The organism is Streptomyces sp. P5F9 (assembly GCF_057961495.1).
The window spans coordinates 1-12,865 of record NZ_JBXVPZ010000277.1 but is presented as its reverse complement, the minus strand read 5'-3'; the positions used below and the strand labels follow the sequence as shown (position 1 = coordinate 12,865).

Here is a 12,865-nt window from a genome sequence, read left to right as displayed (position 1 = left end):
CAGCGGATGCACGCCCCGGGCAGACACCCGCGCGTTCACGAACCTTGACCGGCTACACCACTTCGCGGGACACCATCTGCTTGGCGCACTTGGGGCCCTGATTCTGCTGATCGGAATCCCATGGCTCGTATGGCGTGGACCGTACACGCTCGACCGCGAGTACCTGGACCGGGAGGAGCTTGCGAAGGGATCAGCGGCACTCGTCAGCGGCCTGCGTACCGCTCTGGTCGCCATGCTTGCCGCGATCGGGGCCGGCGTTGCCCTGGTCTACACCGCCCGCACCTACCGCCTCACACGGCGCGGTCAAATCACCGATCGATTCAACAAGGCACTGGAACGCCTCGGCTCCGAGCACGAATACGTACGCATCGGTGGCGTGCTCAACCTGGAACAGATCGTTCAAGACGCCCCGGAACAAGCCGCCCCAGATGCCGCCCGGGTACTCGTGCACTTCATACGCAACCGCGCGCCGAAGGCACAGCTCTCTCGTCGCAAGCGGATGGCGCGCATGCGCAGCGGGGACAGCACCTCACTGCCGCTCGAACCTGCAGCTGACGTACAGGCTGCCCTCACAGCCCTCACCAGCGATGTGATGCGCCTTCACGCCGATCCGCGGGTGGTCGTCCTCGACCTCCACGGATTGCACCTGGCGGGAGCTATGTTGGCCGGCGTCGACCTCACAGATACGCACCTGGAAGGTGTCGACCTTTCCGGCGCAGACCTGAACGGCGCGACGCTAACGATGGCCAACCTGAACGCAGCTCGGCTCACCTCCGCCAACCTGATTGATGTAGATCTAACCCACACGGAGCTGGCAGAAGCCGATCTACGCGGAGCGGATCTCCGCCTTGCAAAATGGAACAAAACCCACCTGTTCGGGGCCAATCTTTCGGATGCCAGCGGCCTGCCTATGAATCTTAACGAGCTTGCGCGCATCGACGACCGGACTGCACTCCCTGCGGCCCTGCGGACTCGGAAAGGATTCGATTCCACACCTTGAAGCAGGTATCGCAGGAGGCTTCGGCGCCTCCACCGGGTCAGCTCAGCTGCTCGGCTCCCAGGCTCTGCCCTGGAGTGAGCACTCCAGGGCACATCCAGGGCACATGAGGCCGGGAAACGGCATTGACCCATGAGAACTACCGAGAGGAGTTTCCGCAGGCCAACGCACGTTCAGCCGAGAAACCCCAGGTCGCCGCCCCGCCACTCCCATTCGCTGCACGAGTGGCAGGACTTCAGCCATCGGTTGCATGAGGCGGGGCATCAGCCGTACTGCTTGGTGTGGCCGTGAGCTGAGGATTCGCCGGTGACGGTAGTGGGCGGGGTCTTCGGGCCTCGCCCTTTTTGGTGCCGGAGCGGGCGGCTCGCCCTCGGCTTCCGTGCAGGCGTCGTCGATCGCCTTGCGGGTGCGGGTCTCGCTGGAAGGGAGCAGGTGGGTGGTGTACGTCTTCCGAAGCCGCCCGAAGGCAGCGCGCGCCGCGCTCGCGCGAAGAGATCACGCCGAGGGCGGCTGCGCCGTAGAAAGTGGGCGGCGCCGTTCTGCGCACGCGGTCAGACCGACGACTCCTGACCGCCGGTGAGTTGCTGAATCGCCGAGAGGATTCCCTCAACGGCGGTGGGCTCGGCGGCCAGAGCGGCGAGGGAGACGGACGGCCAGCCGTTGTAGCCCTTCGTCGGCAGCGCCTCCAGCCTCTCCGCCAGGCCGGGGAGGGTCGGCAGGGAAGCCGCGAACGCCGCTGCCCGGCCGAGGCCGAGGTGATAGGTGATCGAGCCGAAGGCGAAGGAGAGGTCGTCCTTCGCCGGGTCGTCGCGCAGGGAGAGTGTCGCGATCGGTACGTCCCGTCCGGAGACGCGGTAGTAGATGCGCATGCTCCGGTACTTGGCCGTACCGCACTCCAGCCGCCCCTCGGCCGCCGCGTGATCGAGCAGGGCGGTCGCGGTCCGGCGTACGTCCGGGTCGGGGCGCGACGCGATCGCCTCGTCCATGTCGGCGCGGGTGGTCCGCCGCGTGGTGCGGTGGCCCGAGGGGGACTTCGCCGCGGTGGCTACCTCGCCGTGCACGCGTGGGACGAGGACGCGGAGGTCGCCGCCGCCGCGGTACTGGGTCAGCTCGACCGCGTACACGTCGGTCTGCCGCAGTTGGCGGTTCAGGAACTCGACGATCGCCCGCAGCTCCAGCGGAATCTGGTCGGCGACGAACAGCAGCCTCATCTGCCCGGCGGCCAACCGCTCCTCGACCGTCGTCCAGAACTCCTCCGCGGACCGGTCGCCCTGGTCGCCGAGGAGTTCCCCGTACGCCTCCTCCAGCGATCGGCCGTCCTTGGCGCAGGTGTCCTCGAAGGAGTGCTGCAGCAGGGCGGCCGGCCAGTAACGGGCGGCGTTCGCCGCGTAGTCCAGCATCTGCCCGACGACCGCACGCCGGATCCGGGTGTCCGTGGCCCGCTTGACCTCGACCAGGGTCGGCATGCCGTCGGCATCGACGAAGAGGTGGTCCAGCCAGTACGCCGGGGCACTGTCCGTGCTCGTCGGCACCCCCATCTCCCGGGCCACCAGCACCAGCCGCAGCGGACGGCCATCGGCCAGCGAGCCGAAGTCCAGCACCCGCGGATGACGCGCGAGCAACTCCTGGAACTCCGCCTCGGTCTCGAACTCCGCCCGCTCCAGGGTCTGCAGTTCCTCGCCCAGAACGAACACCGGCTGGTTTGTCATGTGTTCCCGCCCCCGTGATCCGGCTTCCACGATCATTGACCGTTTTCTACGCCGGTGGATACAGGACGTTACCGACAACGACGCCCTGTCTCCCGCCACTTGACGGTTGCCTATCGCATCTTCGGCGTCCTTGCGGGGTAGTGACGACGCCGATGTCCCAGTGCCGCGCCTGGGCGGCGGTGATCAACTTGCCGACATCGGCGGCGACACCGGCCGCGCAGGCCACGATCCGGAGGAACGGCTTGTCGGGCTGATCACTCACGCGTGGTCTCCAAGAAGGTGAGTTCCTCGTTCGGTCGTCAGTCTGGTCGCCAGTTGACTCGGGCCGATCGTCTGTAGCGCAGGCCGCCGGTGCCACACAGGTGACGGGTGCTGCCGGTGGCCACGGCCAGGTCGGCCAGTCACTCGGACCGGCCCTCGCGGGTCGGGATCGCACTGCTTTCCAGCACTTCGCTGCTCCGCCCGAGGGCAGTGAGGAGAGCGAAGGCCGAAGCACTCGCGACGTCCGCCACCCGGTCAGTGTCTTCGAACCGATTGAGGACCAGGTCCAAGACCTCATACACAACAGGCCAGTACCGACTGCCGCCGTAGTACTGGCGAACGAGGAGACTGGGTCGTCGAGGGCAGCAAGCCGAGTCCGATGCTGGTAGTCCCGGCGCGTGAACTGGACATCGTCGAGGACGATCCACCAGTCGGCGGACCGAGGATCGCGCCCTGGTCCCGCTGAAGGGCACCGAGCGCAACGAGTGAACGGCCGTACAAGGAAAGGCTCTTGACGTTCGTCGGACTCCCGGCGCTGTCCGCATTGGGTCCACCGCCGTGCCCGCCCCCAAGCCGCTGGCGCAGCTCAGCGCTCCGAGGGCCGATACGTGACCCCGAACCGGAATTCCCGCTGCCGGCCGGGCTCCAGAGACAGGGCGTCGGCATGTTCCGGACGGTTGTAGGCGTCCGTGGGTACCTCGACGGGTTCCAGGGCGATGGAGGTGCGCCGGTCGCGGGCCAGGGTGTCGCCGGTGAACACGTGCATGTAGCCGCCGTGCTGCCACACCCGTAGTTCGTCTCCGGTCGCGGGGTCGCTCAGTACCGTCTCGGTCCTGCCGCCGGGTCCGGGGGCCGGGTCTGCGAAGCAGGCGTCGATGACGGCGTCGCCAAGCTTCCTGGGCGTACGGAAGTCCATGCCGGGGCAGCGGTCCAAGGGCAGCAGGGCCTCCTTTCCGGGCAGGGGGATGAGGGAGGTGTCGGTGCGGATCAGGGTGCTGGCGGGGATCTGCAGGACGAGGTCGTCGATCGGGCGGGGGCGGGACAGGGTGAAGTACGGGTGCCAGCCCGCCGCGTAGGGGGCGGTGGTCTCCCCCACGTTCGTCGCCCGGATCTCGATGCCGAGTTCGTGGCGGCCGATGGTGTACGCCACGTCGAGGTCGAGCGCGAACGGGTAACCGGGGTACCTGTCCGGTCTGATGCTCGTGCTGCGCAGCAGCAGGCGTGCCGAGTCGGCCGTCGTCGTGGCCCCGACGAGCCAGAACGGCGCCTCGCGCGCGAAGCCGTGGTAGACCGTGCGGTCCGCGACGTGGCCGGGCAGCAGGTCGTGATCGCGGCCGCCGTAGTGGTAGCGGCCGTCGGCGACGCGGTTGGAGAACGGGGCGAGCAGGCCCGCCCGTACCCCGTCCTGGGACAGCAGCTCGGCCTCGTCGCGGTAGCCGTCCGTCAGTTCCGTGAGCTGTCCGGCCACTCCGCGTCCGACCTGCCAGCTCAGCAGCGTCGCCCCGCGCAGGGCAAGGACGACGCGTACGGCACCGTCCGGTGCGGAGACGGTCACGGTGGGTTCGTCGCCGAGGCGGCCTTCGGCGATCCGGTACGTGTCCGCCGTAGCGCCACCGCCCCTGCCTGTCACCCGGCTTCCGGTATGAGCTTCTTCGCCCCCGTCATGATCGCCACCGCGTCCTCCATCGAGTGCGACTGCGGGGTGATGACACCGGCGCGGCCGCCGAGGCGCTGGATGTGGATGCGGTCGGCTACGTCGAAGACGTTGGGCATGTTGTGGCTGATCAGGATGATGCCCAGGCCCTGGTCGCGCAGGTCGCGGACGAGTTTGAGGACCTGGCCGGTCTCGCGGACGCCCAGCGCGGCGGTGGGTTCGTCGAGGATGACGACCCGGCCGCCGAAGGCACCCGCCCGGGCGACGGCCACCGACTGGCGCTGGCCGCCGGAGAGCGTCTCCACGGCCTGGTTGATGTTCTGCAGGGTGCTGATGCCCAGCCGCTTGATGTGGTCGGACGCCTGACGCCTCATCTCGCCGGTGTCGAGCATGCGGAACACCGAGCCGAGCACACCCTTGCGGCGGATCTCGCGGGCGAGGAACAGGTTGCTGGCGATGTCCAGCGCCGGGGCCACGGCGAGGGTCTGGTAGACCGTCTCGATGCCGGCCTCGCGGGCGTCCTGCGGCCGTTTGAAGTTCACCTCGGTGCCGTCGACCAGGATGCTGCCCTGATCGGGGACGAGCGCTCCGGAGAGGCACTTGATCAGGGTGGACTTGCCGGCGCCGTTGTCGCCGATGACGGCGAGGACCTCGCCGGGGTAGAGGGTGAGGTCGACGTCGTTCAGGCCGACGACCCGGCCGAAGACCTTGACCAGGCCCTTGGCTTCGAGAACTGGGGCGGTGGCGGTGCCAGTCGTCATGACTTCACGCTCCTTATCCACTGGTCGACGGAGACAGCCGCGATCACCAGCACGCCGACCGTCAGGACTTGGTAGTTGGGGTCGATCCCGGCCAGTGCGAGGCCGTTGACGAAGACCTGGACGATGAGCGCGCCGATCAGCGAGCCGAGCACCACGCCGCGTCCGCCGAACAGACTGGTGCCGCCGATGACGACGGCGGTGATGGACTGCAGGTTGGCGTTGAGGCCGCTGTTCGGGTCGCCGCCGCCGACCCGGCCGACCAGGATCCAGGCGCCCACCGCGATGGCGAAGCCGCCGACCACGTAGGCGCTCAGCAGGACCCGGTTGACGGAGATGCCGGCGAGGCGGGCGGCCTCGATGTCGTCGCCCACGGCGTACAGGTGGCGGCCCCAGGCGGTGTAGCGCAGGGCGTAGCCGATCACCGCGTACAGGGCGATCATGAGCAGGACGCCGGTGGTCAGGTTCAGTTGCCCGATGGAGACCGTGTCCGCGCTCCACATGAGGATGTTGCCGGGTTGCAGGGACACGGTCTGGCCCTTGGCGTAGATGAGCGTGATCGCGGTGAAGATGCTGAGGGTGCCGAGCGTGACGATGAACGGTGGCAGCTTGATCCTGGTCACCAGCAGCCCGTTGACGGCCTGCGCGGCGATCGCTACGGCCGCTCCCGCGAGCAGGGCCAGCACGCCCGGCACGCCGTTGTCCGCGACGAGCTTCGACATCAGCAGCGAGGCCAGCACCATGACCGCGCCGATGGACAGGTCGATGCCGGCCGTGAGGATGATGACGGTCTGGCCGACGGCCAACGAGCCGATGACGGCCACCTGTTGGGCGACGAGCGACAGGTTCTGCAATGCGTAGAAGCGGTCGTTGATGAGGGAGAACACGATGGCGGCGAGCACCAGGACGATCGCCGGGCTGAGTGCCGGCTGACGGTGCAGCACCGACTGGATGCGCTGGGCCGGCGTGGCGGGCCGGTTGAGGAAGTCCTCCGCCGGCGCCGGTGTCGCTTCACTGTCCACGTGGGTGGTCACAGGGGGTCCTTCCGGTTCGTTCCCTCGTGCAAGGCTTCATAGGGGACTTCATGCCGACCTTCGTACTGGCTGTGCGGGTGGGCCGCCGCTGCCCCGACGGCTGCCGGCACCGGCGGCCCACCCGGCCGGCCGGATCAGCTGCCCCAGCACGCGGATGCGGCCTGCGCCGGGGACTGGACCGTCAGCCCCCCGAGGGACTTCGCGGCGACCAGCGCGGTGCCCGTGTCGTAGAACGACTTGCCGTTGGTGACGCTGGGCTTGCTGCCGCCGCGGGCCAGTTTCGCGATGGAGCTGACGCCGAGGGCCGCCATCTTCCCCGGGTACTGCACGGCGTCGGCGGCGAACTCGCCACTGGTGACGTTCTTCAGGCCCGAGCAGCTGCCGTCGATCGCGTAGATCGCGACGCTCTTCTGCTTGCCCGCCGCCTTCAGCGCGTTGTACGCGCCCTCGCCCGCCGGCTCGTTGATCGCGTAGACCACGTTGATGTTCGGGTTGGCCGACAGGCAGTTCTCCATCGCGGTACGTCCGCCGTCGATGGCGCCCTGGGTCGGCTGGTGGCAGGCGATCGTGTACGTGCCGCCCGTGCCGCCGGTGTACTTCCCGGACTTGGCCTCCTTGCCGTTCTCGGTCTTGCTGCCCGGGTCGATGCCCATGCCCTCCAGGAAGCCGTGGTCGCGGTCGATGTCCACCGAGACGACCTGGTTGTTGAACAGGTCGAGCATGGCGATGACCGCGGGCTTGCCGTTCAGGGCCGCCGCCGCGTACTGGCCGTCGAGCTTGCCCGCCTGCTCGTTGTCGGTCGCGTAGGTGATGTCCGCGACGTTCGCCGGGTTCGGTGCGGTGTCCAGGGCGATCACGAAGAGGCCGGCCTGCTTGGCGCGCTTCAGCGCGGTGTTCACCGCGTCGCCGTTGGTGGTGATCAGGATGCCCTTGTCGCCGCGCGAGACGGCGTTGTCGATGGCGGTGATCTGGGTCTGGGTGTCGCCGTCCGACGTGCCCGCCGCCACGGTGAGGCTCACCTTGTCCTTGGTGGCCTGGGTCTTGGCGTCCTTCTCCATGCTCACGAAGTACGGGTTGCTCAGCGTCTTCAGGATCAGTGACACACCCACCTTCCCGCTGCCGGACGACGATGAGCCCGAGTCGGAGGAACCGCAGGCCGCGAGGGTGGCGCCGAGGCAGACGGTGACGCCGACGGCTGCCGCCCGGGTGCGCCGGCTACGGAAGCCCGATGTCTGGGTGGAGGAGAGGTTCATGGCGTGATCCCTTTCGAGCCGGCCCTTGGTCGACGCTGAGACAACGTTGACTCGACGGGATAGTGGTCCCGTATGGACGAGCGCGTCAAGACACTGGTAAACATGCGTCGGCAACGAGTCGGTAACGCAGAATCGGTTGGAGACAACGATGACCCTGGGCGAGCCGCCGTCGCCGTCCCCGCGCAGCCGCCCCACCATGCGCGAGGTGGCGGCACTGGCAGGCGTCGCCATCAAGACGGTCTCGCGCGTGGTCAACGAGGTGCCCACCGTCGATCCGGCCATCGCCGCCCGGGTGCGTGAGGCGGCCGACAAACTGGGCTACCGGCCGAACCTGACCGCCAGCAGCCTGCGCCGCGGGGACGGCCGTACGGCCACGATCGGGATGCTCGTCGAGGACTCGGCGAACCCGTTCTCGGCGGCCCTGACCCGCACCGTCGAGAACGTGGCGCGGGGGCGCGGGGTGCTCGTGCTGGTCGGAAGCCTCGACGAGGACCCGGCCCGGGAGCGGGAGTTGGCCCGTGCTCTCATCGACCGGCGGGTGGACGGCCTGGTGATCGTGCCGGCCGGCCGCGACCACAGCTATCTGATCAGCGAGCAGCGCTCGGGCACCTGCCTGGTCTTCGTCGACCGCGAGCCCAGCCTGCTCGACGCGGACACCGTCGTCTCCGACAACCGGCAGGGCGCCCTCACCGCCGTCAACCACCTGCTGAAGGCCGGTCACCGCCGTATCGCCTACCTCGGCGATCGCGCGACCATCTCCACCGCCGCCCAGCGTTTCGACGGCTACCGGCACGCCCTGGAAGTCGGGCACATCGAGTACGACGACGAGATCGTCCGGCACACCGGGGCCAGCGAGGAATCCGCGATCGCCGCGACCAAGCGGCTCCTGGCGCTGCCGAACCCGCCCACCGCGCTGTTCACCAGCCAGAACCTCGTCACCATCGGGGCCGTGCGGGCCCTGCGCGCACTCGGCCTCCAGGACACCGTCGCCCACGTGGGTTTCGACGACTTCCCCCTGGCCGACATCCTCAGCCCGGGGATCTCCGTCATCGCCCAGGACGTCGAGCAGTTGGGCAGGACAGCCGCCGAGATGCTCTTCCGCAGACTGGACGGCGACCAGTCACCCACCCGCACCGTCACCGTTCCGACCCGGCTGATCGAGCGGGGATCCGGCGAGATCACGGCCCTCGCGCCACCGCCGGGGGCGTCGCTCTGACGGTCCCCCGGAAGGGGTTCTACGGCCGGAATCCGTCGATCGCCAGTTCCATCAGGCGGTCGGCCTGGGCCACGCCTTCAGGGTTGTCGGGCGTACGCCACAGGCAGCTCAGGAGCATGATCACGTCGGTGGGGTCGAGGCCGGGCCGTACCGCGCCGGCGGATTCACACGCGTCGAGGAGCCGGCCGACCGCCGCGGTGACGGTGACCGACGTCGTGCTGACGACCTCCTGCGCGGCGGCCGTGTTCAGCGCGTCGCCGAGGCCGTGCTTGAGGCGGACGTAGGACGCGAGGGTGGTGAACCACTGCCGTAGCGCGTCCAGCGGGGCGTGGGCGGCGAGGACCTCCGGCACGGAGCCGACGAGGCGGTCCACGTCGAGGCGGTAGACCTCCAGGATCAGCGCCTCCCGCGTGGGGAAATGCCGGTAGAGCGTGCCGGCGCCGACCCCCGCGCGCTTGGCGATCGAGTTGAGCGAGACGCCCGGGGACTCGGCGAACGCGTCGTGGGCGACCTGGAGGATCGCCTCCCGGTTCTTCAGCGCGTCGGAGCGCTGCGGCGCGGCGTCGGTCATGGGTCCTCCTGGCATACGTCTCCCCGGCGGGCGGGCGGTCGTCCGATTGCTAAGCGGAGAGTTCTCCGTTAACGTCACAAGGGTCAACCGGAGAGTTCTCCGTTTGCTCTCGTTCCCCATTGTAGGAGCTCCCTCGTGCGTTACATCAAGCTCGGCCGCACCGGCCTCGACGTCTCCCCGGTCGCCATCGGCGCCATGACCTACGGCGCACCCGACCGCGGCCACCCCGTCTGGTCCCTCGACGAGGAGACCAGCCGTCCCCTGATCAAGCACGCTCTCGAAGCCGGCATCAACTTCTTCGACACCGCCAACCTGTACTCGAACGGATCCAGCGAGGAGATCCTCGGCCGCGCGCTCAAGGACTTCGCCGACCGTGACGACGTGGTGATCGCGACCAAGCTCCGGCACCCGATGCGCCCGGGCCCCAACGGCCGCGGCCTGTCGCGCAAGGCGGTCATGACCGAGGTCGACCACTCGCTGCGCCGCCTCGGCACCGACTACATCGACCTCTACCAGGTGCACCGCAACGACCACGCGACCCCGCTGGAGGAGACCCTCGAAGCCCTCAGCGACCTGGTCAGGGCGGGCAAGGTGCGCTACCTCGGGGCCTCGTCCATGCACGCCTGGGAGTTCGCGAAGGCACTGCACCTCCAGGAGCGGCACGGCTGGGCGCGGTTCGTGTCGATGCAGGACCACTACAACCTGCTCGCCCGTGAGGAGGAGCGGGAAATGATCCCCCTGTGCCTGGACGAGGGCGTCGGCACGGTCATCTGGAGCCCGCTGGCCCGCGGCCGGCTGGCCCGCGCCTGGGACGACGCGCGGTCCACGAACCGTTCCGCCACCGACGGCGCCTACGCCGACCTGCTCTACTCGCCGGCCGAGGAGGCGTCCAACCACGCGATCGTCGACGCCGTCGGGAAGGTCGCCGCCGCACACGGCGTGAGCCGCGCGCAGATCGCCCTGGCCTGGCTGCGCCACCAGCCCGTCGTCACCGCGCCCCTGGTCGGGGCCGGCTCGATCCGGCAGATCGACGACGCGGTGGCTTCGCTGGACGTCGAGCTGACCGACGACGAGGTGCGTGAACTGGAGGCCCCGTACACGCCTCGGTACGACTGGCAGGGCGTGTCCGACGAGGCCGAACTCGACGCGATCCGGGCCCGCATCCCCGGTATGGCGCTGTCGTGACACCGAGCGACGAGTCCCCGCACATGCCCAACTCCCTTACGCGTCACGCCTCAAGGAGACATCGATGACACAGGTACTGGTGACCGGCGGATCCGGGTTCATCGGGAGCTGGTGCGTGCTCGCGCTGCTGCGCGCCGGGCACGAGGTCCGCACCACCGTGCGCGACCTGGGACGGGAGCCCGCGCTCCGCGCGCAGTTGCACGCCGCCGCCGAGTTCGACGACGCGAGACTGACCGTCGTACGGGCCGATCTGCGCGGTGACGACGGGTGGGCGGAGGCGGTCGCCGGTTGCGCGTACGTGCTGCACGTCGCCTCGCCGACACTGCGGAACGCGCCGGAGAACGAGGAGGCGATGGTCGACACCGCCAGAGAGGGCGTTCTACGGGTGCTGCGGGCCGCCCGCGACGGCCGCGTCCGCCGGGTGGTGCTGACCAGCGCGTTCGGCGCCGTCGGCTACGGGCATCCGCCGCGTTCGACACCGTTCACGGAGGACGACTGGACGAACGTCGACGCCGATATCGCGCCGTACCAGAGGTCCAAGACACTCGCCGAGCGCGCGGCCTGGCGGTTCGTCCAGGACGAGGGCGACGGGCTCGAACTCGCCGCCGTGCACCCCGTCGGCGTGCTCGGACCCGTCCTCGGGCCCGACGATCCGCCGTCGCTGCGGATCATCCGCGGCATGCTCGACGGCGAGATGGCCGTCTGCCCGCCGTTCGGATCGAGCTGGGTCGACGTGCGGGACGTCGCGGACCTTCATCTGCGCGCCATGACCGACCCCGCGGCGGCCGGTGAGCGCTGGCTCGCCTCCGCCGGGCGCAGCCTGCGCGCCGTCGAGGTCGCCCGCATCCTGCGCGGGCGGCTCGGCGACCGCGCCGCGAAGGCACCCACGCGCGAACTTCCCCTGGCCCTGGCCCGCTTCCTCGGCTGGTTCCACCCCCAGCTGCGCGCGCTGCGCCCGCAGCTGGGCCAGGACTTCGACGCCACGGGCGCGAAGGCGCAACGCCTCCTCGGATGGACGCCCCGCCCCGTCGCCGACACCATCGCCGACACCGCGGAGAGCCTCCTCGCGCACGGCCTGGCCACGGGGGCGTGAGAACACCCCCGACCGGCGGCGGGAACTTCGCGAAATCGTATTGCCCGGTGTGGCCCTGAGCCCGACGGCAGGCGTGTCAGGATGATGATCTGACAGCGACTCTTCAAGACGGAGCCTGGCCTCATGACCTCTCCCAGCGGGGACGGCAGTGGCGCGCAGCCACTGATCATCGACACCAGCAAGCCCCACCCGGCCCGGATGTACGACTACTTCCTCGGCGGCAAGGACAACTACGAGGTCGACCGGGAGGCCGCCGAACAGTTCATCAAGGCGGCGCCGGAGGTGCGGGAGGGCGTGCGGGCCAACCGGCGCTTCATGCACCGGGCCGTCCGCCATGTCGTCCAGGAGGGCGGAGTACGGCAGATCCTCGACATCGGGACCGGCCTGCCCACCGAGCCGAACGTGCACCAGATCGCGCACGCCATCGCCCCGGACACGCGGATCGTCTACGTCGACAACGACCCGATCGTCAGCACCCACTCGATGGCCCTCATGGAGGACACCGACACCTCGGTCATCCTGGCCGACCTGCGCGATCCCCGCTCCATCCTCGACCACCCCGAGGTCCGCAAGGCCATCGACTTCGACCAGCCTGTGGCCGTACTGCTGGTCGCCGTCGTGCACTTCCTGTCCGACGACGGGGACCCGTACGGCATCGTCGCCACCCTGCGCGACGCCCTGCCGGCCGGTTCCTACCTCGTCCTGTCGCACGCCACGGGCGACGTCCACGAGGACGGCCGGCACGACGCGGCGTCCGTCTACAACCGGGCCACCGCCACCCTCAACCTCCGCACCCATGCCCAAGTCCTGGACTTCTTCGGCGACTTCACCCTCGTGGACCCGGGCCTGGTCCGCGTCACCCACTGGCGGCCCGAGGAGACTCCCGCCCCGGGCGCCGCGCCGATCGGCATCTACGGCGGGGTGGCCCGCAAGGACAACTAGCCGCATGTGTTCGTCGAGCGGCACCTGTTCGGCGCGCACGGCGCGGACGCCGTTGAGCAGGGGGGGTACGGAGGACGGGGTCCGGGTGGTGCCGGGTTCTGGTGAGGAGGGCGCCGGGGCTGTGGCGCAACAACATGCCCACCTCTCCGCAGGCTGGGGTCTTTTCTAACCGGTCGCCGGGGTGGACAGAGG

The 12,865-nt window shown here is 69.4% G+C and carries 11 protein-coding genes and 1 pseudogene; 5 read left to right on the top strand and 7 right to left on the bottom strand.

Going from position 1 to position 12,865, the window contains the following annotated elements; translation table 11 throughout:
* Positions 1-1,000: pentapeptide repeat-containing protein (locus AC31A1_RS33515; protein ID WP_489656923.1), on the top strand; the 1,000-nt coding region annotated here is incomplete at its 5' end.
* A 548-nt stretch (positions 1,001-1,548) separates the two neighbouring features.
* Here AC31A1_RS33515 and AC31A1_RS33510 read toward each other — a convergent pair.
* The 6 genes and pseudogenes from AC31A1_RS33510 to AC31A1_RS33485 all read right to left on the bottom strand — a co-directional run bounded on the left by AC31A1_RS33510 (position 1,549) and on the right by AC31A1_RS33485 (position 7,666).
* The gene (locus AC31A1_RS33510) at positions 1,549-2,706 is read right to left on the bottom strand and encodes a hypothetical protein (RefSeq protein WP_489656922.1); all 1,158 of its coding nucleotides are present in this window, start codon (positions 2,704-2,706) and stop codon (positions 1,549-1,551) included.
* Between the two features lie 127 nt (positions 2,707-2,833).
* Positions 2,834-2,968, bottom strand: a pseudogene (locus AC31A1_RS33505) (flavoprotein); the annotation flags it as partial.
* 585 nt (positions 2,969-3,553) lie between these two features.
* A complete protein-coding gene (locus AC31A1_RS33500; protein WP_489656921.1) occupies positions 3,554-4,597 on the bottom strand; it encodes an aldose 1-epimerase in 1,044 nt (347 codons plus the stop codon).
* On the bottom strand, positions 4,594-5,382 hold the full coding sequence (locus AC31A1_RS33495; RefSeq protein WP_489656920.1) for an ATP-binding cassette domain-containing protein: 789 nt from the start codon (positions 5,380-5,382) through the stop codon (positions 4,594-4,596). Before AC31A1_RS33495 ends, AC31A1_RS33500 begins: the two co-directional genes overlap by 4 nt.
* Positions 5,379-6,413 carry an ABC transporter permease gene (locus AC31A1_RS33490; protein WP_393044241.1) on the bottom strand — a complete coding sequence of 345 codons (1,035 nt, stop codon included), beginning with the start codon at positions 6,411-6,413 and terminating at the stop codon, positions 5,379-5,381. Before AC31A1_RS33490 ends, AC31A1_RS33495 begins: the two co-directional genes overlap by 4 nt.
* 134 nt (positions 6,414-6,547) lie before the next feature.
* A complete protein-coding gene (locus tag AC31A1_RS33485; protein WP_489656919.1) occupies positions 6,548-7,666 on the bottom strand; it encodes a substrate-binding domain-containing protein in 1,119 nt (372 codons plus the stop codon).
* A gap of 148 nt (positions 7,667-7,814) precedes the next feature.
* Here AC31A1_RS33485 and AC31A1_RS33480 point away from each other — a divergent pair, with 148 nt between their 5' ends.
* A complete protein-coding gene (locus tag AC31A1_RS33480; RefSeq protein ID WP_489656918.1) occupies positions 7,815-8,882 on the top strand; it encodes a LacI family DNA-binding transcriptional regulator in 1,068 nt (355 codons plus the stop codon).
* 19 nt (positions 8,883-8,901) lie between these two features.
* Here the strand turns inward: AC31A1_RS33480 and AC31A1_RS33475 are convergent, their stop codons facing one another.
* On the bottom strand, positions 8,902-9,453 hold the full coding sequence (locus tag AC31A1_RS33475; protein ID WP_489656917.1) for a TetR/AcrR family transcriptional regulator: 552 nt from the start codon (positions 9,451-9,453) through the stop codon (positions 8,902-8,904).
* Between the two features lie 135 nt (positions 9,454-9,588).
* Between AC31A1_RS33475 and AC31A1_RS33470 the strand changes: the two genes are divergently transcribed.
* The 3 genes from AC31A1_RS33470 to AC31A1_RS33460 all read left to right on the top strand — a co-directional run bounded on the left by AC31A1_RS33470 (position 9,589) and on the right by AC31A1_RS33460 (position 12,673).
* A complete protein-coding gene (locus AC31A1_RS33470) occupies positions 9,589-10,638 on the top strand; it encodes an aldo/keto reductase (RefSeq protein WP_489656916.1) in 1,050 nt (349 codons plus the stop codon).
* A 64-nt stretch (positions 10,639-10,702) separates the two neighbouring features.
* The gene (locus AC31A1_RS33465; RefSeq protein ID WP_489656915.1) at positions 10,703-11,731 is read left to right on the top strand and encodes an SDR family oxidoreductase; all 1,029 of its coding nucleotides are present in this window, start codon (positions 10,703-10,705) and stop codon (positions 11,729-11,731) included.
* A 123-nt stretch (positions 11,732-11,854) separates the two neighbouring features.
* Complete coding sequence (locus AC31A1_RS33460; protein ID WP_489656914.1) at positions 11,855-12,673, top strand: SAM-dependent methyltransferase; 819 nt, start codon at positions 11,855-11,857, stop codon at positions 12,671-12,673.
* The last annotated feature ends 192 nt before the right edge of the window (positions 12,674-12,865 follow it).

What these genes read in the sequence shown, in the direction of transcription:
- AC31A1_RS33510 (WP_489656922.1), bottom strand. Translation starts at nt 2,706, where the DNA reads ATGACAAACCAGCCGGTGTTCGTTCTGGGCGAGGAACTGCAGACCCTG.
- AC31A1_RS33495 (WP_489656920.1), bottom strand. Translation starts at nt 5,382, where the DNA reads ATGACGACTGGCACCGCCACCGCCCCAGTTCTCGAAGCCAAGGGCCTG.
- AC31A1_RS33485 (WP_489656919.1), bottom strand. Translation starts at nt 7,666, where the DNA reads ATGAACCTCTCCTCCACCCAGACATCGGGCTTCCGTAGCCGGCGCACC.
- AC31A1_RS33480 (WP_489656918.1), top strand. Translation starts at nt 7,815, where the DNA reads ATGACCCTGGGCGAGCCGCCGTCGCCGTCCCCGCGCAGCCGCCCCACC.
- AC31A1_RS33475 (WP_489656917.1), bottom strand. Translation starts at nt 9,453, where the DNA reads ATGACCGACGCCGCGCCGCAGCGCTCCGACGCGCTGAAGAACCGGGAG.
- AC31A1_RS33465 (WP_489656915.1), top strand. Translation starts at nt 10,703, where the DNA reads ATGACACAGGTACTGGTGACCGGCGGATCCGGGTTCATCGGGAGCTGG.
- AC31A1_RS33460 (WP_489656914.1), top strand. Translation starts at nt 11,855, where the DNA reads ATGACCTCTCCCAGCGGGGACGGCAGTGGCGCGCAGCCACTGATCATC.